Raw genomic sequence first — 25,068 nt, 5'->3', positions numbered from 1 at the left:
CTTAGCTACATGCTAATTTTTGCTAGCTATTATAAGCCACCACCACCCATACAAACAAACTTATGTTAATTAATATCGCCACTATCCATCTGATATTCACTTGCCAATTTTTACCATCAAAAGCCTTTTGAGCTTCTGGCGTAATTGGCTGTATCGGGTAAGGGTTGTCCTTACCATCCCAAGTAAGTAGCTTGCTAATATCAGGATGTAATATGGCTTGTTTAGTACACTGGTAGTTATTACCTTGTAGTAAGTAACCAAGCGCATATATTGAGCTGATAATAAGCATAACAATACCGCCAGCGCCTGAATGCTGCGTGTTGAGAATGCCATATTTTCGAAAGACAATATCACTACAGGCAAAAAGTGATTTGCTGGTATCGACAGGATAAGCATCACAGAATTGAGGGTCTATGGGCAGGTCTTTGGCATCACTTTCCATATATGTTCGGATAAATGCCCAATGTACACGAGGATCGACAGAGACATCATGTGGTTTTATATGATGCGTAATGCCCCCTGTATTAGGGTCTGCAACATATAAATTTAATGGTGTGTAAGCTGTATTGTTTTTGATGGTATGTATTTCAGGAATCAGGTTTTTGTAATCTACTATCTTTAACTCAAAGGGTTTAAAAAACTGTAACGATGGACGAAAGTAATACGCTACCTTTTGCTCTTTTTTTAAGAAGTAGTACTGGGTGCGAAACGGTTTCTTCCTAATAAAATGATGGAAGAGTATTAATAATGGAGCACACGATACTATAAACAAAGCCATTAGAAAAAATATTCTAAAATAAAAAATCCATCCTAAATCACTTCCTCCTTGAAACATATTTCGATAAAATATATCTCCAATGAACGTAGCTACAAAAAAGTTTGAAGAAAAATAAACCCACCCAATAGCAAAATAAAACATCCAAAAATATGCTGGTAAGAACGTCAAATAGTCAGGATTGATGTTTTGAATTTCTTTGTTTAAATGCTCAATATCATCAATACTCTCTAGCAAAGAGGTATCTATGTTTTTACTGTAAGGACGCTCTAAAGGGTCATTGAGCTCACTGATATGGGTGGCAAAGTCATCGCGTAGTTGCATTTACCGCCTTCTTATTTTTCTAAGCAATCATATGCATAGTAAAAAATTTAATCACACTAAACTAAAGAAAGACAATAGCTTATATACTAGCCCTGAGTCATGACCCTTGATTGCCCCTATCATGTCAATGAAAAATGCAAAAATGAACAACATGACAATGCCAAATAAAACAAGAAAAATACTATATACTAGCTTTTTCCAAATAGGCTGATTGGCGTCTTCTATATTGCCTTCGGGCAGATATTTGTTTAGATCGTGCGGATCATTGGGATCTATCTGACATTCAGCTTCTATCTTTGGGCTAAACTTGGGGGTGATGCTGGTATTGATAGACAATAAACGGCCTAGGTATCGTAGCCATAATTGAATGATAACGGCGGAATGTGTCCAATGTAATTTTAATGCTTGTTTGGGATATTCCATATTCTCATCTGAATCTAATGCTGCCAATATAACTCTCTGAAAAGAGATTAATGGAGTTTCTCTTTTTTGATGCACAGAATGAACATAGCGAACAGCACTTTTAACTTCTTCAAGTTGTTTATCATCGCCCTCCATATATCGGCGGACAAACTCAAAATGCTGTTTTAGTTGTGTTCCTCCTAATATTTCTTTGGCAGTTAAATCACTCACAAACGGCAAGCTAAACATACCTGTTATTGCCATACCATCGTTAGTTAATGTAACACCGCGCACATCGCCCCCGTCTCTATAGGTGGTTGCCATGTAAAATTTTAGCTCATCCCAATTAAAAACTTGTACTTGGCGATTGGCTTGGCGAACATAAACCTTACGTGTCTTACGATTAAAACGAATAGGTAGATAAGTGTAGGTAAATAACTCTGTTGAGAGTAAAGCGAGTAAATAAATAAAGGCAACGATAAAGGCTAACGTTATACTACTAGCTAGCATCCCCAATAAAAAAGAACCTGTTAAAAACTCGTCATACAATATGACGATACCCAAGTAAATAACACCAGATATCAATCCTAAAAAAAACAAACTGCCAAACGTGACATCCCCGCGTATTCTATCTTGACGTCCTGTTAACTCCATATAGGTTGAGTTAAACTGTACGACGGTACGCTGAGGATAAAGTGGTACGTCATAATAATGCGTTTTATCTAACCATTTAAAATCACGAATCTCTTGGACCCTTCCGCCTAAACCCATGCTAAAGTTTTCATCTAGCTTTTTATTAACTTCTTTATAGGATAGTTTTGCAAAAGGGTTCCTGCCATTAATATCTATCACTTAATTATCCTCAAGATCAATATCATCACCAACTACAGCACGATCAAACTGTTCTAACGTGTGCTCAAGTGACCAGTCAGCATTCTCGATCCCCCAAACACTAAGATTGAGCCAATTTTCCATTCCTGACTTTTTCCAATAGCCAATGAATAGGTTAATACCGATAAAACCAATAAGTAAAACGACACCAACACCTGTTGCAGTTGCTCCTAAACTTAAAGTCAGAAGCAACGTTGAGCCAGCACCAGTGGCTGCTGAACCATAGTAAGCCCACATCATAGTCTCATTATCATTTTCTTTGGCATCACGACCCGACTTTATATCAAATCCTGCAAATATTGCCGCCCCGCCGATACCTAATAGCCTTGCACCATTTGATAATCGACTAGCTTGACGAGTAGCATCAGACAATTTTTTAGCATTTACAGATTGACCAGCACCTTTTGCTAATTCAAGCTCACTTGCCAATAGCTTGCTGGCATTACCGCGCATTTCTAAACTACCGCCTAACAACACCATCAATCCTGCGGCTGCCTTACTGCCTTCTACTAGTCTATCCTCTTGAGTTTTTGCTTGAAAAAATGCACTGACTAAAAAGACGCATGCCACAGTTTGTAGCATTGCACCGAAGTAGTGAGTTCTGACCGCTAGATCTATTCTTCGATTGGTAATATCTGCAAAACGTTTGTAATCCTTATAACTTTGGTCATATAGTCCAGAGGTCATATTAACTGACTGATCAATTACCTGTCTCAACGTGTTTTTGTCAGAATAGACTTTACTACTATTCTGATAGACATTCATTCCTGCTCTGAGTTGATTTTTATCTATATAGTAGATGAAGTTTTGACTAATGGTTTTATTGAGTCTGGCAGACTCCCCTGAAGTCTTGAGTGCTTGATCGACACTTTCACGTATTTTAGTAGGTAAACTTCCATCTCCTGCGATGTGCATAATACCGTTCATTAGCGCTTTTCTTGCATCAGCATAGCTTCCTTGTCCTTTGACTATAATCAGGGCTTTTTCATGATGATAACCAAATAGGTACTCTTTCTGGGAAAGCATGAGTCCAGATAAAGTTTGACCTGTTCGATAGTTCTTCATAAACGGTACGGCAAGCTGTTCCGCTAACCCAATAGTGATTCCTACTTGATCAGCAATAGCATCATATCTACCAAATATAGCAGCCGAACCTGTATATAACAGTCCCGACCATGAATTGGTTGCAATCTCACTTGTGGTAAATCCTGCCGTGATGGCTGGAAGCCCTTCAATGTGATTGAGGACTTGATCTTGATTAAATGCTAAAGCACGTGCTAAATAATTATCTTCATCGCTTGCTGCTTTTTTGGATAAGTATTCATCATATAAATCAGTCAACATAGGGACGGTAGCCGTTGATCCTAAAAATTGCTGAACGGTAAGGGTATAATAAATGCAACTTATCTCATCTTCCTTGTCGAAGCAGTGAGACATCGTCGTTTTTAGATTTTCGTCTTCGAACACTTCTTTATAAGCGGTAGCTAATGTCTTTAACAAGGTGTTAAGCTCATTTTGACGTTGTTTAGACCTTACTTCAAAGTTTGCAAGCCATCTGTCCATCTCGCTTTCACGAATGAGTTCGCTATAGTTTGACCATGCTGATTGTCGTTGACGCTCCAAGTACCTTGAAGCACCCTCTTGACGTCTTTGTTCTTCTACTTGTCGTTCTGCTTCGCTTGGACTATCGCCTTCCCATCTTGGCATAGGTTGCATCAGTTCAGTATGCTCATTAATTCTATCTATATGTTGCTGCGCATCGGTTTTCGCTTTCTCATCTATATTATCTTTCAAGGTATTAATAAGCGTCGCTACTGTATGACGATATACTTCATCTACAGTAGGCCGAGAAGCTAGTTGAGCTTGTATCATAAACTCATTCAAATCAATTAGCTTTCCGATATCATCACTAAAACTAACAGTAAGAACACGGTTTTCCTCTATATCAATCTTAGATAACTCATCTAAAAGACTTTTTTGTTCATTTACTCTATGTGGATCATATGGCTTTTTGGTAAAAGGATTAACAACATTGAAATATTCAATAGTAAAATACGGACCATATAGCTCTTCCCCATCAGGATCATACTGCCAAAAATCGTAACCTCCACTATTTTGAGAATCCATTTTCCCCAATGATTTCTCACTGTTGGAATGAGTGACAGACACTGGCACTTCAATCATGTTATTATTTTTAGCATTATTAATATTATTTTGATGCCTCTCAAAAACTGCTTTTGTCCATTTAACAGGACTATAGGCAAGCCATAGCGTTTCGATATCCTTATTTGGATTAGGAATACGAATAAAGCTATTTAATGCTGTACAGTTATCGCCTCTGTGGCAAGTAGAGTCAACAACAGGTAAATCAGGTATCTTTTTGGCGTTATTTACATTGATTTGCTTCAAATAACGATTTTGAGTGACGACATACCCATACCAGTTATTATTATTATCAATTATATAAATATAACCTTCGCGAAGTAACCTGCTATATACGCTAATATTACTATCATCTATACTAGCAAGTCCTCTACGCACAGGTAATAAAGTAATGCCTTCCGTCAAACACTGATCGCACCTACTACTATCTGCCATGACTTTATTCCTTGTTTTTTAATTATCTATTTCTACTAAACCAGATTGTTCATAGCACTCATACAGCCACCTGTTTATCATCGTCATACGGTCAACCGGATTGGTCAGGTGCGTGGCAGTGGTTAGTTGAGTATTTGCTTTATCCAACCAACTCAGTAATGTCTCATAGTGATTTAATATTAAATCGTTACCATCAATCACTTCTTTAGCAAAGAAGCGATTGAGCAGACTAATAGCATCTAGCTGGTTTTGAGTGATTGGACAGTAGCTTGACTGATATTGGATATAACTTTTAGAGTCAGCGATGTAATGATGAATATTATCTACACTGTACCAGTCACTACCTAATGCCAACCACAGACGCTTGGGATAGCCATAGCGATTGGCGATATAATAATGCTGTTGTAACGGTAACAGGTGAATCAGCACTTGCGCATCTAAGTAGCGAAAATGCTTTTTTTGACTGCCTTTCTGGATGATTTGGTTCAACTCTAGTAAACGAGCGATTTGCTTAACATCTGGTTTGGAGGCTTCTACACCAGTTGCATTAACTATTGGCTGCTGCCATTCAGGATCATCTGGTAGATATTCTTTTGCACTGACTCTTGTTTTGTATGCCCTTATATTAGGGGCAGTATAATCCAGTAATGTAAGTATGCCGTGATGACGAGATAACAGCTCACACTGCTGCAAATGCACCTCTAGGATATTACTGATGTCTGGGCTTAGCGTGACCATGACTGGACTATCGATCATATGATAGCTAAGCAATTCTTGTTGTAATGAATATATAGCGTCGGGGAAAGCAGAATTAATCTCGCCGATCAGCTCTGTCTGGCTATGATGAACAATCATGACATCAAAGGTACTAAGTGCTCGAAAATCGAGGCTTTGAGTCTGTAAGCTTACGCTCAGTGGTTTCTCTATTTGGTTCATCATGAGACTGTCATACTTTTATATTTGTATATAAAGTTTAAGTAAAAGATATCTTTACCTATAAATCAGTAGTAGCGGCATGATTACCCTCAGCTTGATCTGCTAACTTCTCACAAGCCTCAAACTGCATCTGCCTCATCACTAAGTTTTTAGCCTCCCCACCCCCACTACCCCAATCCACCTTACTCGCCTTATAGCCTACTTGACTTGGCGTAATAAATGTCACATTGCCACCTGATATTTCAATGCCACTGCCTGCGGCTTTCAGCGTTAGCGTATCCGGCGCGATAATCTCAATACTGTCTCGACTATGGATCCGCAGTACTTGCTCACTATCGAGTCGCATTTGCTCTTGATGGGCTTGTATGGTGACATCACCATGAGCGGCGGTATGGGTCTGGGCTTTGTTTGAGTAGTAATGTATATCCCCTGCCACCAGCTGATTCATCTGGGTTTGACTGTGATGATGGGTGTTGTCTGTGGCGTGGCTATGCGTGCTTTGGGTACTAGTATGCTGAGTATGCTGTCCGCTTAATAGTGCGAGATGACGCTGAGAGTCGATCAGCATATTGGCTTGTTGCCATTGCCCTGACTCGCTAAGCGTACTATCGTTAGTGTCTTTACTAAATTGACCAAACGGGGTTTGGTTGTCTTCTTTACTGTTACTCTTATTATTGCTACTGCCCTCTAGTCCCACTGGCTGATGAGTCTCGGCAAGCTGGGCGTAAGCTTGCTGGTGCTGGTCAGCGGTTTGTAGCTTACTATGACTGTCATGACTCATATGAGATTTTGATAAGGGGTCTGATGCTTGGCTACTGATATGAATACCCATACTACCTTGCACATTAGCGGCAGCTTGGGTTTCTATGCTGATGCCTTGCCCACGTGCTTGCCCACGAGTGTGGTCGCTATGCTGATACAGATGACCGAAGGTCAGGCTAGACTGGAAGCTGCTGCTATAGACGTTAATCTGCGGACTGTCAGGATGAGCGTCAAACATGAGCTGGTTGTAGCCGTTAATAAAGCTGTCTTTGGTCGCCTCGCCTGTTCGGCTGCTATCGATACTTTGAGTCTTAATGCCATCTATAGGATGAGCATGGCTTTGATTAATAAACCAAGCGGGACTGGTGGCGTCAAGGTTACCTGAGTCACTGACGATGCTATTATGCTGAGCGTCAGAATTACCTTGGCCGTTATGGGTGCTACCGTTGATGATGGGATGAGTGATGTCACCACCGATGAAGTCGATAAGGACATGTTGTCCATGACGCAAAGGATGGGTTTGTCCCATGTGGTCAGCGACGAGGTGACTAGCAATGGGTATCCAGTGCGCGCTGTCGTCACCTTCGCTTTGCCAGTGATATCTTATATGGGCACGATGATTACGATCATGAGTGATGGCGCTACTATCGGTATCAATAATACTGGCACTCATCAGACCTGTGAGACTCGGATGCGGTTGTCCAAGTTTGTCCAGCTGTTCCCCATAGGGAATATGGTGATGGTGCGGAAATGGCAGGTAGCAGGCATTGATATGATGGACGTTGTCGTCATTGTCGTCATCATTATTATGGTTGGTATTGGACTGTAAGGTAATGGGATCAAAGGGTGCTGCCCCCAACCAATCCGTAGGAATATGATTATTAATATGCTGATGAAGAGACACCAGACTGATCGGATCGGTCAAATAAGGGTTGCCATCGATATAGTGGCTACTTGGCAAACTCAGATGACGGATGTTACCAGTGAGGCTGCCTAGATTGGCACGCTGCTGTGCGTTTTGCTGGTAGCGAGTAGCAAGCTTATCGAGACTGTCATCATCAAAACGGCTATGACTGTGTAAAAAGCGCTGATGCGTGCTGTTTGATGAGTCGATCGGTTGCTCGCTACTGCTACTGCCGGTATAGGTACTCATCAAGCGACTGTCATAACGATGTAGATCGCTTTGCTGAGTATGCTGAGCAATACGCGGACGAATGGCAGTAATGCGGTCTTGTCTATCAGCAAGGTTGGCAGGGTTTTGACTGAGGATGCTTTGAATATCACTGACATCAGGACGCAATTCTTCTCCATCACTAGGTAGTAAGACTAGAGTGTGCTTGTCGATGTCATGACGGTAATAGCCTGTGATGCCATAGAGAGCAAGGTATTGGGTTAGATAAGCCAGATCGGTTTGGTTGTATTGGACGCTATGCTGTATATGATAGTTGCTGTCATCACTAAGACGCTCGTCAATCTCCACGTTCATATCGTACGGGCTGATGATTTGGGTAATTAGCTCACTGAGACTGAGATGATGATGACGGCGGTTATGGCTGTTTAGGCGTAACTGACTCAAAGCAGGTTCGCAGATAATGCGATAGGCGGCCATGCCACTGTTACTACCGAGAGCAACGGCTTCGGTGATGATACCGTGACGGGTTTGGCTTGGCAGTAGCTTGTCGCCCGTATGCCAATGTATCGAGAGACTTTGCCCTAGCCATTGCTTTATATCCAGTCCTGCTCGTGGATGCAGTAGAGTAATGCTAATACGATAGCCACAATAGAGGGCTAGTTGGCGCTCTTGATAAGACTGCGCTCGTTGGTCGTGATGATACGGGCTTGGATAAGCGTCAGGCGTTGGCATAAGAGCGGGCTTACTCCAAACGCTGTCGGGCAATGGCATCCCGAGTAAGCTCTCAACCAAGTCAGCCTGTTGAATGAGACTGGTGGCAATATCAGGATGGGCACTACTCAGTTGCACATGCCGCTTTGTTTGAGTCCATATCATGACAAGCCCTTCTCTATCAGTCCAAAGGTGGAAAATTTAATATTGCAAAATTACAAATTGCGTGCAGATTGCCCGTTAACCAAGTATTCATTTGTCGTTGATTCAATTAATAGCCATCGTCAGATGAATCACGTTTGGGTTTGATTCCAATCATGTCAGAGAGTATCGCTAACTGATCTTCGTTTTTGATGATATGAGTGAGCCATTGGTCGAGCGGCATATCCGCCCAATCAATCGCCCGACCGAGTAAAAACGTCACCGGGCTGTGCGGCTCATTGGTCGAAAAATAATCTTGAATTTGACCTAATAGTTTAAGCGCTTGCTGACGATTGCTTTGATGATCGCGGTTACTAGGATTAAAACTGGTTGAGCTAATATTTTTTGTGCTAGCAGCTTGTCCACTACTATCAGACATTGCACTTTCACCAATACTGTCCATAGTATCTGCTACGCTTTCTTGAGCAGAAACACTACTAGTATCAGAATATTCTGGTATCAACGGTCGCAAATGTTGGGTCAGGGCAACCAATAAATCCGTGACTGGTGCGAAGACTGGCGCATCCATGCCCATCAAATCATTTAACTGATCAGTCAGGGCCTGCCACTGCTCAGTAACTTTTTTAAGATTACTCATCAGTGATTGTTGCCAAGTCTCACTACTGGTCTTGATGGCGTGGTTATAGTCACTTAGCGTTAATTGATTGGACGTTTCGCTATCGGGATTTTGCTGACGCTGCTTATCATGATCACGCGCGGTTAGATAGTAATTGTAGTTATATTTTTCTGTCTTTGTATCAGAAAGTGATAGCTGCTTAATATCATCGGATAGCGCTTTGACGAACCATGACAACAGCCCTGCTCTGATGTCCATACTGTCTTCTTCACCATCTAGCGGCGGATACATAGTGAGCCAATACTCGTCATTGAGTGTCTGTAGCAGACTTAACCCCTGACTAATACCTGCTAAATGGTCGGTGTGACTCAACGCATCGACATACCAAAGTGCCAGCTTCATATCTTTACTAGTATGGCTGAGCAAATCGGCACATTGGTTTTTGACAAAATCCCAGTCAGCCACTTTTAGTTCAGTGACCCAATTGCCTTGTGCCAGTAATGGGTCATCTTCTTGACGAGCAGCAACGATGGCATCAATACGTGGATCGAATATTAAGTCTTCACCGACCCCATGACGACTGCCTTCAATCGGCGCAATAAGGGTGTCAATATTATTTACTAAAGAGTTATCGTTACTCATTATAATGACTCCTCTTTAATAGCCTTTTTAGTAGGTTTTTTGCTGGCGACTTTTTTCACTGTCGGCTTTTTAGCTGAAAGGGGTTTGCTTGGTGGTTCCTTAACTTGATCCTCAACTTGATATTCAGTTTCATCTTCGCTGTGTTGTGCCATTTGATTGAGCGCCACAACAGCATCAGTATCCAGACGATAAGCAAAATTATCGTCCGCATCGACGAATACGGTAATTTTCTTTAACACACTTTGACTGTCATCATGAGCCAGTAGCTGACCCGCCAGCTGCGGCAGCAAGGTATGACTGATAATCGCATCGGCGTTACGTGCACCAGAATCGACCTCATGACAACGCGATAAAATCAGCTCAATCACCTCATCATCAATGACACAAGGCACATCATAATTGTCATGAATACGACCTGTGATTTTGTCCAGCTTAAGGCGAATAATTTCTGCGAGCGCATCATCCGTCAACGGATAATAAGGAATGACCGTTAAGCGACCCAAAAACGCGGGCTTAAAGGCTTTATACAAATGCAGATTAATGACTTGTTTTAGGCTATTACTGTCTGGCAGGCTAAAGTCAGTAACGGCTGGATCTGTATTGATACATGCCTGCATAATCGCAGACGAACCAACATTACTGGTCAATAAAATAAGCATGTTTTTGAAATCAATTAAACGCCCTTCGCTGTCTTCCATCACCCCTTTATCAAAGACCTGATAAAACAAATCCAATACGTCTGGATGGGCTTTTTCTACTTCATCAAGTAAGAGTACGCTATAAGGACGACGGCGAATCGCTTCGGTTAATACACCACCTTCACCATAGCCAACATAACCTGGAGGCGAGCCTTTTAACGAGGCAACGCTATGGGCTTCTTGATACTCTGACAGGTTAATCGTAATAAGATTGCGCTCACCACCGTACAACACCTCTGATAGTGCTAGTGCCGTTTCTGTCTTACCCACACCACTTGGCCCAACGAGCATAAATACCCCTTGCGGGCGATTGGGATCGTCTAGACGCGCTTTTGCGGTATGAATCCGCTTCACGATAGCGGCCACCGAATGATCTTGGCCGATGACGCGGGCTTGCAAGGTATTAGCCAAACCCAAGATATGATCTTTTTCATTACCGGCCATATCGGTCAGTGGAATCCCTGTCCAATCTGAGATAATCTGCTTAATAACTTGTCGATCTAATACCGCATGAATCAGGCGCTGCGTCTCTTGTATTTTTTTTAACGACTGCTCGATACTTTGATACTCAGCTTGTTTGTCTAAGCGCTCTTTTGCACTAAGCGCATCAGAACCATCTGTCTTGTCATTCAACTGCTGATTTAAGGCATCAAGCTGGTCGTTAAGCTGACGCTGTTCATGCCAGCGACTGGTCATATCAGCAATGCTTTGCTGATTGGCTTGGCGCTGCTCATCAAGCACGGCTATTTTTTGGCTGACTTTTTCTTTTTCATCCACACCGCCGATACGCTCGAGCTGCTGACTGAGATTATTGATATGCTGCTCTAACTGCACCCCTTTGGCGTTTAATCTGTCAAGTTGATTGGGTATGGCGGTCTTGGATAAGCTCACCCGTGCCGCCGCCGTGTCTAATACACTGACCGCTTTATCAGGCAGCTGCCTATCGCTGATATAACGTGCGGATAGCTCAACCGCCGCTTGTAGCGCATCGTCATCGATTAATATGCCAAAATGATCCTGCATCTTGGCACTCAACCCACGAATCATCGCTACTGCTGTCTCGATATCAGGCTCATCGACTTTGACCACTTGAAAGCGGCGTGACAACGCTGCATCTTTTTCGAAGTATTTCTTATATTCTGACCACGTCGTCGCCGCAATGGTTCTAAGCTCACCACGAGCCAGCGCAGGCTTCAATAAATTAGCCGCATCGTTTTGACCCGCTTGCCCACCAGCACCAATCAAAGTATGCGCTTCATCAATGAATAATATAATAGGCTGTAGCGAGGCTTGTACTTCTTCAATGACTTGCTTGAGACGGTTCTCAAACTCCCCTTTGACGCTTGCCCCTGCTTGCAGCAAGCCCATGTCAAGACTACGTATCGTCACATCTTTGAGCTGATCAGGCACTTGACCGGCGACTATCTTTTGCGCCAATCCTTCTACCACTGCTGTTTTACCTACCCCTGCCTCACCCGTCAAAATAGGGTTATTTTGGCGGCGACGAATCAAAATATCGATCAACTGATGAATTTCAAACTCACGGCCAATGACAGGGTCTATTTGCTCTGAACTGGCTTTAGCAGTCAAGTCATAAGTATATTTATTCAACGCAGGGGTTGGCTTAGCTTCAGTTCTCTTAGTGTCTAAAGATTCTTGATTGTTAGTATCATTGTCTGCACTATTCGCACCATCATCAGCACCCTTATTGACGCCTTTACTATTGGTAATTTTATTACTGCTTGATCCACTGCCCTCAGTACTACCTAGACATTGACGCTCATAATCATCTTTTAGGGTAAAGCGGTCGATATACTGTAGTGGCTCAGGAAGAGTTTTGAGTAGCGACTGATAACGCTCATACGCCAATAGCACGAGCAATATATGACCAGAGCGGATTTCTAGCGGGCTATTTTTGTCATCGCTTTGATTATATTGGCTACTGGCTAGCTCCCACGCATCTTCTAGTAACGCCATCAAACCTTGACTAAATACTGGCGTTGAGCCTGTTGCCTGACCAAAGGTATTTAGCAAATCGGTGATGTCTGCTAGTAATAACTGCTGATTAATCTTATTTACTTTTAAAATTTGAGCTACATCATTGTGCGGCGTCGCAATCAGTTCGTGCAGCAGATGAACAGTGTCCACTTCACGATGCCCATGTTTGATACAAAGCCTAGCCGCCTGCTGCAAACACTGTCGGCAACTCGGACTCAAGCGGGTAATTACAGCTTTTAACTGGCTCATAAATCTTTTCCTTTAGCATTCTTATTAGACTTAATACCAAACCCAAAAAGTAAGATTAGCTGTGTCAAACTCGCTTAGCCTACAAGGCGTAGTACTTTCACTCGTTTTCCTTGCCACTCTAATTTCTGTGAATGGTATAAAATTATTTTTATTAAACGGCGATATAAAACTGATATACAAAATTAGAGCAGCTATTGAGCATTATTAGTAAACAAGCAATTTATAGTTGATTCACTTTAAAACTGCTTATATACAACTATTAACCGTGTTTTTTTAGTAATACCTTTCTACTGAATCGGCAACGCATAGCGGGTGTCATCATGATGCTGCGTCGCAGGCTGCGATATCAAAAACCCACCCTGACCCAAACTACCAAAATTACTTTCTGATAATGACAACGGGGTGATGTATTGCTTGTCCAACTCGAGTTGCATCTCGACCGCCAAGCAAACACCGCACCATTTACGGATAAAATCAATAATGACTTGATACATATCCCCTGCTGGTAACAGTCTTAAATAACGCTTCGCGTCCAACTGATGAAAGATAATTCTAATTTTGCTATCAAACTGTACGACGCGCGCACCGCAAAATGCGGACAACCCAAGGGCAGCATGCTGACCACCAAGTGCTGTCTGTTCACTAGCTGGTAGATCAAACCACTCCGGTACGAATTGCTCGACACTGACGGTGCTATCTAAAAAATGCGACAGTACATGTGATAACTGATCGGCTGTCAGGCGTCCTGGGGCGATCATGCCAGCATAAGCAATCAAGCTATCAATGGCGGTTAGCTTCTTCGGCTGACGCGCCAATGCCCGCAAGCTCAGTAGATAGTTGTCTTTTTTATTATTTATCTCATACTGTAATGGCAAGTTATAAAACCAACTCGCTTGCACGTACAAATCCGTCAATCGATGGTTAAATAAATCTAAAAATGCTGGTGCCGCTTTATCTTTTGCATGATTGACTCGCGAGGCTAGATGGTCGGTATACATCGCTGGCAAGGCTGACAACGGGCCAGTCAATCCGATAACTGCAGGGCAAACCTCTATCCGCCTAGCATTTAATGAACTGGTTTTTACTTGACCATCCTTTAATGAGCTGCCACTGTCTTCCATATTGTCCTGAACAATGAGCGCCATCGACTCAATTTCAGCTTGCGGATAGGCCAATGACAACGAGGCACGGTAACGTACCTCAATAGGTGCATACCCCATACTGACTTCATGCCAAACCAAACGTAGTGCTTGTAATAACTCATAAGATTGCGGCGCCGCCATTAGATCCGTTAAATAAGAGGACTGAGACCGCTGCGTGGCTGACATCTGTATATCTCCTCTTTAGTAATGGCATCACTAATGGACACTTCAACAAAGCTATTTAAGCTGGCGTGATAGCCAAACACATGCGCCAATAAATGGGCAAACTGGCGGATACTCACTCCAGCAAAATTCTTTTGGTTGATTTGAATATTGATCAGTGTACCGCGCACAAAACCAGGCTGTGGCAAGCGCTGAATACGTCGAGCTTCGATACTGGTTTCGACAGACACAATACCTTCAACCAACAGTTTGTTAGAGGCAGATTGCGTAATATCATACAGCGATAAATACTCTTTCATCAGCTCAGCATCTTGGGCGGCAAGCGATAAAAAGTTTAAGCTAATCAGCGATATCAAGCGCCAACGTTCCTCACCTGTATAGTCGAAGCGTGCCGTTCTGGTCGGCTGCTTTAGCAACGATAAGCTGCTAAAGCCAGTCATCCCTTCGCTAAACAAATCGCCACGGCTTTGACCGAATACTACTTGAGCCGGCAAATCTCTATTGGTACATAATAAAGACGCACTCATACTGACCGCGCCTGATAAATCCTCGCGGTTTTTTTCTACAAACATAATCTGATATTCAAAACCCTGCTTGAACTCAGCCATATCCTTATCACGTTTGATATGATAATAACGACCATCATCTTGCTGCTCATAGTGATTGAGCGCATAAAACGGATGATATTCACGTTGTATCAAACGATTGTCGTTTTGCTTCGACTCTATGACTTTATTAACCTCATAGATTTCATGTTGAAACAGCGCACGAGTATCAGGCACCAAATCGTAATAGATCGAACGATGGGTCACTTGAATAGGCTTAGCAGCCGCCTTGAATAAATTGACAACGGGCGTACAAAACAGCTTGATACTGCTGGCACTGAGCTGCTGCAAGTTCTTTAGGCGGATGGTATTTTTTTTATCAAATCTAAAGTAACAGCGAATCTCAAAGCCATTGCTATCGATCTTTAAATTTGGACAAACCTTACCAAGATTAAGGCGTAAGAAATTGAATTTTTCAGGGAAATAGAAGTATTCTTTTAATAAGGCAGAGGCAGCATTACTCACTCGATGGCTCGGAAGAATTTGCTGCTCAGGATCGAAGCCTATAATCTCAAACGGACTACCCGTAATCTTATTGACCTGCCTACCATGCAGATGCGTTTGCTTGACATCACACCCTAGCAAGTCCCATAGACTGGTACCCTGACTGGCGTCCTCGTCTATATACAAATCTAACGAGTGGTTTAATAAGGCTTGATAGTCAAAGCTTGAATTGAGCCCCTTAAACTTGATACTAATGCAGCCATTCAGTAGTCCATGCTGATTGTCATACACCTCTTGACGAGTTTCAAAGTCGACGCTATCTATCTGTAGCGGCAGCAAGGTCACATCTTGGGTTGACTGAAACTGGCAAGGCGTACCGTTTATTTTTTGGCTGGCGAACGCACTATTTTTAGGGACTAAGACTGCCTCGCTCATCGCATTGCCCTGTACGCCTAGATTGAACTGTGCAATAGAGACCGACGGAAAAGGTTTGAGATAATCGGGATAAACGACTTCTAATAACGACTCAGTAAAATCAGCGTATGAATCGTCCAATTTTTTATTGATACGTGCACTGATCAGCGAAAAAGCCTGTATCAACCGCTCTATATGCGGATCATCGACGGTATCGCGCCCCATCAACAACCGATTGGCTATTTTGGGATATTTTTTGGCAAACTCTTTTGACTGCTTATTAAACAGGCTAAGCTCATGCTCAAAGTAAGGAAGTAAACTGTCCATGACGCCTCAATATATTGATCGCTGCTACCTGTATAAATTGAGCGGTAGTAGTTATTTCATTAATTAGATAATGATTATTTTATTAAGTAACGCTGAGAGCTTGGCTCAAAGAACGCATCAAAACTGACCAGCTCTTGTGCTGGATAAACCTTTAATAACGCTTCAATAGAAAAACACAGTTGATTGACATCAACTGCGCCAATATCTAACGAGACGCGAACGTTTTTTAGCCGGGTATCTTGTTGCTCGACTGTTTGGGCTATTTGGCGACAGATATAATCACAGTCAGTAGGATTGGCACTGCTGAGTCCCACAAAATCTAATATGCCAAAATTCAATATCGATGAACGCACATGCTGATACTTTTGCAGTCTACTAGACACCACACAGCGCGTATTCAATAAAGCTTCAAGGTCTCGTGCGACCGAAGACTTTAGCTCATCGATATTAAGACGACGAACCACGAGCTCATGCGACAAATGACGGGGCTGATCATCAAATAACTGCTCGAACAAATTTGGGCGAAATCCAATTTCTTTGTTAGAGGCGTTAGTGGCGTAATTCATTGATATAATCATTCCTATTTAACAAACAAAAAAGAAAGGCCTAGATATAAACCTTTCTTTTTCGGTACGACACAATAGATGACACCTGATACAACCTAAATTAGGCGGTATAAGTAGCAGTGTTGTTGGCTAGTGACCATTTTTTAGTCACAGCGCCTTTAGCAGTACCATCGATATCTTGCTGGGTGTAAGTCCACTCAACAGCAGCATATTTGATACCGACTTTTTCGATTGGCACGCCTTCTGAACGCACCGTTGGCTCGACACTTGCGATCAGTGCATGCTTAAGTTTTACTTCAAGATATTTAACGCGTTTGTCACCGTTAGCACGATAAAAATCAATTTGGATCTCATCAAAAGTATAGCCAGCAGAACACGCTTCCCATAGTTTAGGGCTGGTCGAGTCCAAATCTTTCATAAACGTCATGTCAGCATGCTCACAACGCTCAGAAGTATGGCCACCAACGCTACTTGCTGTCGCTGATTTTGGCTGACGGATCAAGTGATCCCAAGTATTTACTTCAAGCCAACCTTTATGCTCGCTATCACGAGACTCGCCATCAATTTTATATTTACCGCGGAACTGAATATAAATATCTTTCATATCACATACCTTTTTTTAAAATTTAAATTTCACGTTAGTTTTAATAAACGATCAGCTGTTGCTAGATTGCGGCAGTTGAGTGACCAGACGCAGAGAAACAGACAGTTCGTCAAGTTGAAAGTGTGGTCTCAAAAAGACCACGGACTTGTAGACACCAGGCTTACCCGGCACTTCTACAACTTGTACAGAAGCTTCGCGCAGTGGGTACTGGGCTTTTGCTTCTTGTGAGGCGCCGTCATCTAGCAAGACATAACGAGAAATCCAGTCATTTAAAAACGACTCAACATTACCAGGTGCTAAGAAGCTGCCTACCTTATCGCGCATCATTGCTTTTAGGTAATGGGCAATACGTGACACCGCCATAATGTATTGGATCTGCGTCGATAGCGCAGCATTGGCATTGGCATCATCGTTTTGATAAGTTTTGGCTTTTTGTACTGACTGCGCCCCAAAAAAGGCAGCGTAATTGGTATTTTTGCAATGAACTAATGGGATAAACCCTAAGTCACTGAGCTCTTTCTCACGTCGATCCGTAATAGATATCTCAGTTGGACACTTAAGTGCCAAATCCCCTTCATCTGTCTTAAAGGTATGGACTGGTAGACCCTCAACCAAACCACCACCCTCTACACCGCGAATAGCAGCACACCAGCGATAGTCAGAAAAGGCCGCCGTCAAGCGTGAAGCGAACGCATAAGCTGCGTTCACCCATAGATAATCGTCATGATTATTACCAGAGACTTCTTCGGTAAAGTTAAATCCTTCGACTACTGTGCCATCTTTAGGATCGTAAGGCAGACGACCTAAAAAGCTAGGCACGGTTAACGCAACATATCGCGCATCTTCTGACTGTCTGAACGCGCGCCAGCGTATATATTCAGCGGTTTCAAATATCTTTGACAAATCTCGCGGGCGACCAATGTCGGTAAAGGAGTCGAGACCAAACATTTCAGCGGAAGCCGCCGACACAAAAGGTGCATGAGAAGCGGCCGCAACATGAGACAATTGCTCAAGCAGATACATGTCTGAGTTTTGGCGAGTAAATTCAAAGTCACCAACGATAGCGGCATAAGGTTCACCACCGAAGCTACCGAACTCTTCTTCGTATATTTTCTTAAACAGCGTGCTTTGATCAAAATCAATTGACGATTGAAAATCTTTAGTCAGTTCGCGCTTCGTAGTATTCATCATACGAATCTTTAGCATGGATTCCGACGGAGTCTGGCTACATAAATAATGCAAGCCACGCCAGCTGGACTCTAGCTTTTGAAACTCGGGCGCGTGCATGACGGTAGTCAGCTGCTTGGAGATCAATGCGTCAATTTGGGCAATACGCGCGTCAATCGATGCGGCCAAATTATCTGACAACGTTACGGTGCCTTGCATGACTTCATTGGCAAGCTCTGCAATTTGCGACTTGGCACGATTTTTTTCGTCATCAGACTTGGCAACGTTACTTTTATTGACGATTTCTTCGAGTAAGTCGTAACTGTCATTATTTAACGCATCAGGTGCTAGATTTTGCTGGGCTTGGGCACTCATCGTTTAATCCTCACCGTCGGTTTGATTTTGTTCCGCCATTTTTTTGACTTGCTCAGTGTTCTTAAGCACGTCATCTAATAGGTCTTCAAGTTTTTCGTTGGCCGATATTTTATTGCGTAAATCTGCCAAACGATCTCGTGCTTGTACCAATTGCTTTAGTGGCTCAATTTGATCAGCAACCGCTTCAGGACGAAAATCGTTGATACTATTGAATGCCAAATCAACCGCGAATTCGCCGCCTTTATCACTTAAGTCATTGCTTACTCGAAAGGTCGCACGCGGTGCTAGACCTGACATCACCTCATCAAAGGTATCTAAATCTACTTCGACAAGCTTTTTGTCTTTAAAGCGTGGTTGTTCAAGGGTGGAATCTCCTGAAAACTCTCCCAAAACGCCAACGACAAAAGGGATTTCCTTGGTTTCGATCGCATCGCCTACTTCAACGTCATAAGTCAGATGCACCCGAGGCGCACGTACTTTTGCGAGTTTCTTTTGTACACTGTCTTGCTTTGCCATAATAAGTTACCTCAGCAATGTCTAGTTTGAACGCAATATACTGAATGGATCAGTCGATTTGGCGTTACTTTTTTTGGTAGGTGAAGGTTTAGTAACAGGCTTAACTTTTGGTGGTCGTGGCGGTTTTTTTACGGCTGGTTTTTTCTTAATAGGCTTCGATGCTTTTTTTACAGACACATGGGGCTGAGGTTTTGATTTAGCGCCTGATCTACCGCTTCTAGGCTTGACGACTGGCGCTGGTGGTTTCGGCAAAGACTCGTCGTAATTGAAACCATAGATATCACCATATATTTTACTTAAAGCGTACTGATACTCCTTCAAAAACGCTGCGTCCACTTCATCAGTGAGATAATCTGACTGCAGTTGGCTTTGGGAGACGATAGCGCTGCTATTGAGTAGTATCTTTTTTAGCTTAGCAGTGCTTTGACCCAGATCAATGGCTTCACTGGCTGCGTAAACAGCATAAGCATGATAGCCATTGTTAGAATAAATCTGCGCCAAAATCTCCCATGCTAGCGAGTCATTAGGATTACGAGATACTCTTTGGTTCAAATCCGCGACCAGTTGATGCAGTTGCGGTGATTTTGCATCAGCATTTTTGAGTGCCGAAAATTGATTTATGATGCTAGAACCGGGGTCTTTCTCTTGTATGACAAGCTCACTATGAGCGGTAGTCATTGCTGAACCCATAATGAACAGACCTGCCAAAAACGCTTTGGATAGCCTAAAACTGACTCTAATATTGCTTCTGATACTGGTCATTGTAAATCGGTGCTCGCCATTATTGGTGTGAGATAAATACATGCGCCTGCTCAACATTATTTTAATTAGACGCGTTAACTAAAGTGGTGATATTGGTGAGCGTTTTATTCAGTGTTGCCTTATCACTACTATTCATCAAACTATTATCGTGATAAGCATCAATATTACTTTCCATTACTTTAACTGCTGAGAGCATGGCAAGCTGACGTGCATCAAGTCTTTCATTATCAACGCTTAGAGCTTCATTAGCTGCTCTCAATGCCCGTGCATAGCGTTTTTTTTCATAGTTATTTTTGGCAATAGTCATCCACGCTTCACTGCTAAGTTGATTGCCGTTTGACAAATAGGCAAGTGAAGGCTCACTCAACTGCTTCACTATTGGTTTGCTGACCGTGGTTTGTACATTTTTTTTAGCAGTGGTGCCACAACCCGCTGTCAATAAAGACGCGCTAAGTAAGACTGATAGCAGACCTGCGGTGGCAAGTTTAGTACGATAAATAGGATTCATAACAACAGTATCATCACTAAAAATATAAAAGGATAGATTTTTAAAAGAAATAAATATAACTAAAGTTCATTAATCATAAAAAATCAATGAGGTTGATTATACATATACTTGACAATATTTCAATAAACTCTATACTTTTCTTAATAAATAATTTAGTAAGCCACCCATTCAAGCCATTTTCTTGGTATAAAATAAGCAGTAACGGTACCCTTCTTATGCCTTCTAAGACCAATCGTCTACATAATATTACCGTTCATACTGATAATCCAACGATAAACACCTTTTACCCTGTTGCGTTTTGCGGTGCAAGCGGCATTAATCAATCTGACAATATTGACATACTAGTGTTTGGTTATAATTTTATCGAATCGAACGCTTGTTTATCATTAATCAATGCTCCGATATGCTTAACCACGTTTTCCGCTGATCGTACCGCTAGCTGTCGTACTGGGCTGATACGCGGCATCCGTTATCAGCAATCTGATGGCGCGATGCACTTTTATACTTTAGAAGTTGTTAGCCCCGATTGGCAGTTGGCACAGTCGATACATACCCGCAGTTTTATCAATCAATCGACGCTCGATATTGTTACCCTCATCCTTAGTGATTACGATTTAAATTGGCAAATATCTGAGTCTCTTTTGTCATCAGATGATGAATCATCCGCACGTTTATCGGCACCTTTATCCATGCGCACCCAGTCGGATGTCAGTGACTATGAATTTGTTACTGGACTGCTCGCTGATATTGGTATATCGACTTTATGGGTATCAGGGAATTCCGTTGATGAGCTTGGCACGTGGTGGTTGGTTGATGGTTTAGACACAGGCGAGCGATTACTACTTCACTACAGCTATGCCCAGTCCTCCGTACAGTCAGGTCAGGATAGTGTCCATACGCTACAAATGAGGTCGCAGCAACTTGGCAGTGATAGGGTAATAGTACGAGCAGATGGGTTAGCGGCTGATACGATTTATGAAGGTCAAGCAGTAGATGAGTCGCCGCTTGCGATAGATGACACGACGGTATTAATTGGTGCGCCGTCTCGCGTGCACAGCGATGATGCCGCCGCTCATCTTGCACAGCAATGGATATCTGCCAATCACTGTCAGCGCGAAACCTATCAAGCGACTGGAGCCATGCGTGGTCTAAGTGTCGGTAGCCCAGTGAGTGTCGGTAGCCCAGTGAGTATCAATAACCTACCCTCTATTGGAAGCTTATCGACGCATTGTATCGCGGTTACCTTAATCGGTATTGAGCCTGACAACGATAGCGTTTCATACCATCATCAAGTATTTATCAAACAGTGGTTACAGCGCACTGCTCATTATATGCAGCACAATACTACAAACGCCATTCATCTGACTGTACCCGATCATGGCTTTGATATCGCCCGCGATATTGGGGTTTGGGTATCAGCGACGTTACTTGACGCTGCTATTCCTTATTGCCCTTACCCTAGCAAACAGTCTTTTGTTAGCAGCACCTATCAAGGGCTGACCCAAGCGCGTACTGGTGACACAGGTTTATCAGCCTCCCCCAGCTATGACTCCAGTGTCAGCACTGATAATCTACAACAAACCATCACCACGCCTGTTTGGTCAGGTATCAGTCCTCACGATGACGGCACTACCCCGCCCCTGCGCGCATTGCAACTGTCATCCGGTAGCACGCATGGTTGGCAGTTTGCGCCAAGGCTTGGGCAGTCGGTTCTGCTTAACCATTGGTACGGTGATATAGACAGTCCTGTGATTAGCAGATCGCTTTATGACGGTATCGGTATGGGCGATGTCGATGACAAAGACATCACCACTCGCGATGCAGGCTTATCGAATAGACACAATTTGCAAGGCGGATCTTCTCCTAGATGGCATGGTGGTGGTTTGGGTCATTCGCAAATTAATGAAGATGATGGACACAGCGGCTGGATATCAGGTATTGCTCAATATGGGCTGACTTCTGAGTCTGAAGTAACCATGAGCTTTGATGATACGCCGAACCAGATAGGACTGCAGTGGTCAGTGAATACTGGGGCACGTGCCAATGCTGAGACACCAACCATCACTTCTAGCGCCACCTTTGCCCCTGATGAGCATATCGTCGCATTGGGCACGTTACGCCATCGCTTTAGCAATCATCAATCAAATGATAGTGGTCAAGGCATCAATGTCGCCACCGATCATGGACTACAGATCACTGGTGATACGGGGGTGCTACTCTCTACCTTTGATATCAGACACACGCAAACCGAGCATGAGTCGGCGTGGGTCAATGATGCAGGACAGCAGCAGCTTAAGTTAGGCGCTGAGCTGAGCGAGACCTTCAAGGAGGCAAAGCAGGCACACTTGCAATCCACGGCAGCACTTAGCGATGCCAACCAAACGATAGAAGCCTTTAAGACCAGTGCACAAATCATCGATGCGACATTAAATACGGAAGTACTTGGCGCAGCCGATGTCATGTTAGTCAGCAAAGACAGTATCTTAGCGGCAGCCAGCAATACGCTATGGACGGCGAAAACAATAGTCAGGCAATCAGGTGCTACCCAGTCGGATGTGGTGGCGGGCAATTATACGCTGACGGCAAATACGATTGACTCGCTCTCTGGGATTGGTGGTCAAGCCGATCTGTCAGGACTGCATATCAGTGCCAATAGAGAGCCACTGGCAATACAGGCACAGGGCGGTGAGTTGCAATTGCACTCTCAGCAAGGTATGACGATTGGTAGTGAGTCAGGACAGGTAAATGTGTCGAGTCCTAAGCGGATCAAGCTGCAAACGTCAGCAGGTGCGTCGATTACGATTGATGATAGCGGGATTAAACTGGTGTGCCCGGGGACGATTAAGATTAAAGCGGTGAAGAAAGAGATGGTTGCGGGAGCATGGTGTCATTACACTCCTCCTGAAGAGCTTTATAATGAGATGTATGTGGTTAAAGATACTTTAGGTAATATCATCGCCGGGTTCGCTTATAGAATTGAAACCTCTGACGGTAAAACCTATCGTGGCGTAACGAATGAAAAAGGTGAAACAATACGGATTGGTACAGGGAATAAGTCGGTTGAATTTGAATTAACCGCCGATACTAATGAAGAGGATAAATAATGACGAGCGCTAAAAGCAATAAAAGAAAAGGATCCTTTGTACCAGTAGTACAAGATGGTAAGACAGTGAATTTATTCTTTGATGGGACTAAAAATAATTTATATAACACCGATACCTATAAAGGTTTTTCTGCAAAACAGAAAAAAGAGCATAACGAGGACGAGACCAGCTATTCCAATGCTTACTCTAATGTGACTCATTTATTTTTAAACAGAAGTAAAAACGGCTCTCAATTTTGGATCTATATGGAAGGAATTGGTACTGTTCAAGGTGATGAAGATGATGAACTGTTAGGTTTTGCTTTTGGTGATGGTGATACGGGTGTAGTTGAACGTGCTAAAGAAGCATTTGGTAAAATAGAAGGAAAGGTAGGAAGAAAACCCACTATACTCTATATCAATGTTTTTGGCTTTAGCCGTGGAGCTGCAACCGCTCGTCACTTTATTCATTTAGCCAAATCAAACCCTAAGCTTTTCAAAAAGTGGAACTTATCAGCAAGCCAAATTCGCTTTAAATTTGTCGGTTTGTTTGACACCGTTTCGTCCTATCAATATGTCAGTTTACGATCTGGCTTAATAAGCGGATTAATACCTGTCGGACAGGCTGTTAACCATAATTTTGATAATGATGTATCAGAGCTGAAGTTAGACTTTCGAAATTTGGATGCCAATGATAAAAAAATCACTAAAGTCTTTCATATTATAGCTGCCGACGAGTATCGCGAGAACTTTTCAGTCACCAATATTAGATCGGCGATTAATGGTGGCTTTGGCTACGAAGTAATAATGAATGGGGCACATGCCGATGTTGGTGGTGCCTACCCTGATAGTACTAAAGGTAAAAAATATGATATTGAAGAAGGAGATGAGACTCTAAAAACTTGGCTAATAACTAAAGAGTTTTATAAAGCCGATCAAATAAAACTGATCAAGCGAACTATTGGGAGTAATTATTATAAAGCCGAGCGTACCAATGCCGTTTATTACGACATACATAAAGTATCTTTAAACATGACAGCTCGCATGGCAGCAACCTATGGCAGTATGAGCTTTATGCCAGAATTAATCACTTATTATAGTAGTTTGAGACCCGGTATTAGGCAATCGATGGGTAAATTGCCAGATAAAGTAATAAAAGGTGTTAAATGGGGAGGCCGTCTAAATCTAAGTCTAGTCGAGGGTAAGACAACTAAGGGATTTAGAAACAGCTATATACACTGGTCAGCAAAATACGTTAAAGGCTCCGCAACAGCTGATTTAGGTTTTGGTCTAAGACGCTTAAAAAATGGTGAAGGCGTACCTTTTAGAAAAACGATAAATGGTTGATACCAGTATCTATCAAATTAACAATTGAGTTCAAACAATGATGTCATCCAAATGGTCTACAACGATAAAGCTTATAACGATCGCTATCTTTGTGCTGTCATCACTGGCATTTGTGTGGCTATACAAGGAA

At 42.7% G+C, this 25,068-nt stretch carries 17 protein-coding genes; 2 read left to right on the top strand and 15 right to left on the bottom strand.

The features are described from left to right. Nucleotides 1-22 precede the first annotated feature (22 nt). From AK822_RS04930 to AK822_RS04860, 15 genes are all read right to left on the bottom strand, one after another. Nucleotides 23-1,099: a hypothetical protein gene (locus tag AK822_RS04930; protein ID WP_060490778.1), complete on the bottom strand. Its 1,077-nt coding sequence runs from the start codon at nucleotides 1,097-1,099 to the stop codon at nucleotides 23-25. Nucleotides 1,100-1,150: 51 nt separating this feature from the next. Continuing rightward, a complete protein-coding gene (locus AK822_RS04925) occupies nucleotides 1,151-2,353 on the bottom strand; it encodes a DUF6708 domain-containing protein (RefSeq protein WP_060490777.1) in 1,203 nt (400 codons plus the stop codon). Then, a complete protein-coding gene (locus AK822_RS04920; protein ID WP_060490776.1) occupies nucleotides 2,354-4,990 on the bottom strand; it encodes a T6SS effector BTH_I2691 family protein in 2,637 nt (878 codons plus the stop codon). Nucleotides 4,991-5,008: 18 nt separating this feature from the next. Next, entirely contained in the window at nucleotides 5,009-5,929 is a 921-nt protein-coding gene (locus AK822_RS04915; protein WP_060490775.1) for a hypothetical protein, read from the bottom strand. Between the two features lie 55 nt (nucleotides 5,930-5,984). Then, nucleotides 5,985-8,696 carry a type VI secretion system Vgr family protein gene (locus tag AK822_RS04910; RefSeq protein WP_060490774.1) on the bottom strand — a complete coding sequence of 904 codons (2,712 nt, stop codon included), beginning with the start codon at nucleotides 8,694-8,696 and terminating at the stop codon, nucleotides 5,985-5,987. A 106-nt stretch (nucleotides 8,697-8,802) separates the two neighbouring features. Further along, on the bottom strand, nucleotides 8,803-9,951 hold the full coding sequence (tssA, locus tag AK822_RS04905; RefSeq protein ID WP_060490773.1) for a type VI secretion system protein TssA: 1,149 nt from the start codon (nucleotides 9,949-9,951) through the stop codon (nucleotides 8,803-8,805). Further along, complete coding sequence (gene tssH / locus AK822_RS04900) at nucleotides 9,951-12,896, bottom strand: type VI secretion system ATPase TssH (protein WP_060490772.1); 2,946 nt, start codon at nucleotides 12,894-12,896, stop codon at nucleotides 9,951-9,953. The genes tssA and tssH overlap by 1 nt, the downstream gene beginning before the upstream one ends. A gap of 287 nt (nucleotides 12,897-13,183) precedes the next feature. Beyond that, nucleotides 13,184-14,224, bottom strand: coding sequence for a type VI secretion system baseplate subunit TssG (gene tssG, locus AK822_RS04895; protein WP_087945565.1), 1,041 nt, complete (start codon nucleotides 14,222-14,224; stop codon nucleotides 13,184-13,186). After that, complete coding sequence (gene tssF / locus AK822_RS04890) at nucleotides 14,188-16,011, bottom strand: type VI secretion system baseplate subunit TssF (protein ID WP_060490770.1); 1,824 nt, start codon at nucleotides 16,009-16,011, stop codon at nucleotides 14,188-14,190. Before tssF ends, tssG begins: the two co-directional genes overlap by 37 nt. Before the next feature lie 74 nt (nucleotides 16,012-16,085). Continuing rightward, nucleotides 16,086-16,577 carry a type VI secretion system baseplate subunit TssE gene (gene tssE / locus AK822_RS04885; protein ID WP_045451932.1) on the bottom strand — a complete coding sequence of 164 codons (492 nt, stop codon included), beginning with the start codon at nucleotides 16,575-16,577 and terminating at the stop codon, nucleotides 16,086-16,088. Nucleotides 16,578-16,677: 100 nt separating this feature from the next. Further along, complete coding sequence (locus AK822_RS04880) at nucleotides 16,678-17,181, bottom strand: Hcp family type VI secretion system effector (protein WP_025651832.1); 504 nt, start codon at nucleotides 17,179-17,181, stop codon at nucleotides 16,678-16,680. A 51-nt stretch (nucleotides 17,182-17,232) separates the two neighbouring features. Further along, nucleotides 17,233-18,723, bottom strand: a complete 1,491-nt coding sequence (tssC, locus tag AK822_RS04875) for a type VI secretion system contractile sheath large subunit (RefSeq protein ID WP_045451930.1) — start codon at nucleotides 18,721-18,723, stop codon at nucleotides 17,233-17,235. Between the two features lie 3 nt (nucleotides 18,724-18,726). Continuing rightward, nucleotides 18,727-19,239, bottom strand: a complete 513-nt coding sequence (gene tssB, locus AK822_RS04870; RefSeq protein ID WP_060490769.1) for a type VI secretion system contractile sheath small subunit — start codon at nucleotides 19,237-19,239, stop codon at nucleotides 18,727-18,729. Between the two features lie 21 nt (nucleotides 19,240-19,260). Continuing rightward, a complete protein-coding gene (locus AK822_RS04865) occupies nucleotides 19,261-20,043 on the bottom strand; it encodes a tetratricopeptide repeat protein (protein WP_060490768.1) in 783 nt (260 codons plus the stop codon). Between the two features lie 19 nt (nucleotides 20,044-20,062). Further along, on the bottom strand, nucleotides 20,063-20,509 hold the full coding sequence (locus AK822_RS04860; RefSeq protein WP_060490767.1) for a hypothetical protein: 447 nt from the start codon (nucleotides 20,507-20,509) through the stop codon (nucleotides 20,063-20,065). A gap of 215 nt (nucleotides 20,510-20,724) precedes the next feature. Here AK822_RS04860 and AK822_RS04855 point away from each other — a divergent pair, with 215 nt between their 5' ends. Next, entirely contained in the window at nucleotides 20,725-23,613 is a 2,889-nt protein-coding gene (locus AK822_RS04855; protein ID WP_060490766.1) for a contractile injection system protein, VgrG/Pvc8 family, read from the top strand. Continuing rightward, nucleotides 23,613-24,938, top strand: a complete 1,326-nt coding sequence (locus AK822_RS04850; protein ID WP_060490765.1) for a T6SS phospholipase effector Tle1-like catalytic domain-containing protein — start codon at nucleotides 23,613-23,615, stop codon at nucleotides 24,936-24,938. The genes AK822_RS04855 and AK822_RS04850 overlap by 1 nt, the downstream gene beginning before the upstream one ends. The last annotated feature ends 130 nt before the right edge of the window (nucleotides 24,939-25,068 follow it).

The organism is Psychrobacter sp. P11F6, assembly GCF_001435295.1.
In the GTDB taxonomy this organism is placed as follows: domain Bacteria; phylum Pseudomonadota; class Gammaproteobacteria; order Pseudomonadales; family Moraxellaceae; genus Psychrobacter.
This window is presented reverse-complemented; position numbering and strand designations above follow the sequence as displayed.

Bases quoted from the DNA above. Each gene is read 5' to 3' on its own strand.
- AK822_RS04915 (WP_060490775.1), bottom strand. From the start codon at position 5,929: ATGATGAACCAAATAGAGAAACCACTGAGCGTAAGCTTACAGACTCAA.
- tssF (WP_060490770.1), bottom strand. From the start codon at position 16,011: ATGGACAGTTTACTTCCTTACTTTGAGCATGAGCTTAGCCTGTTTAAT.
- AK822_RS04880 (WP_025651832.1), bottom strand. From the start codon at position 17,181: ATGAAAGATATTTATATTCAGTTCCGCGGTAAATATAAAATTGATGGC.
- tssH (WP_060490772.1), bottom strand. From the start codon at position 12,896: ATGAGCCAGTTAAAAGCTGTAATTACCCGCTTGAGTCCGAGTTGCCGA.
- AK822_RS04930 (WP_060490778.1), bottom strand. From the start codon at position 1,099: ATGCAACTACGCGATGACTTTGCCACCCATATCAGTGAGCTCAATGAC.
- AK822_RS04850 (WP_060490765.1), top strand. From the start codon at position 23,613: ATGACGAGCGCTAAAAGCAATAAAAGAAAAGGATCCTTTGTACCAGTA.
- tssE (WP_045451932.1), bottom strand. From the start codon at position 16,577: ATGAATTACGCCACTAACGCCTCTAACAAAGAAATTGGATTTCGCCCA.
- AK822_RS04855 (WP_060490766.1), top strand. From the start codon at position 20,725: ATGCCTTCTAAGACCAATCGTCTACATAATATTACCGTTCATACTGAT.
- AK822_RS04920 (WP_060490776.1), bottom strand. From the start codon at position 4,990: ATGGCAGATAGTAGTAGGTGCGATCAGTGTTTGACGGAAGGCATTACT.
- AK822_RS04865 (WP_060490768.1), bottom strand. From the start codon at position 20,043: ATGTATTTATCTCACACCAATAATGGCGAGCACCGATTTACAATGACC.
- AK822_RS04910 (WP_060490774.1), bottom strand. From the start codon at position 8,696: ATGATATGGACTCAAACAAAGCGGCATGTGCAACTGAGTAGTGCCCAT.
- tssA (WP_060490773.1), bottom strand. From the start codon at position 9,951: ATGAGTAACGATAACTCTTTAGTAAATAATATTGACACCCTTATTGCG.
- AK822_RS04860 (WP_060490767.1), bottom strand. From the start codon at position 20,509: ATGAATCCTATTTATCGTACTAAACTTGCCACCGCAGGTCTGCTATCA.
- tssG (WP_087945565.1), bottom strand. From the start codon at position 14,224: ATGTCAGCCACGCAGCGGTCTCAGTCCTCTTATTTAACGGATCTAATG.
- tssB (WP_060490769.1), bottom strand. From the start codon at position 19,239: ATGGCAAAGCAAGACAGTGTACAAAAGAAACTCGCAAAAGTACGTGCG.
- tssC (WP_045451930.1), bottom strand. From the start codon at position 18,723: ATGAGTGCCCAAGCCCAGCAAAATCTAGCACCTGATGCGTTAAATAAT.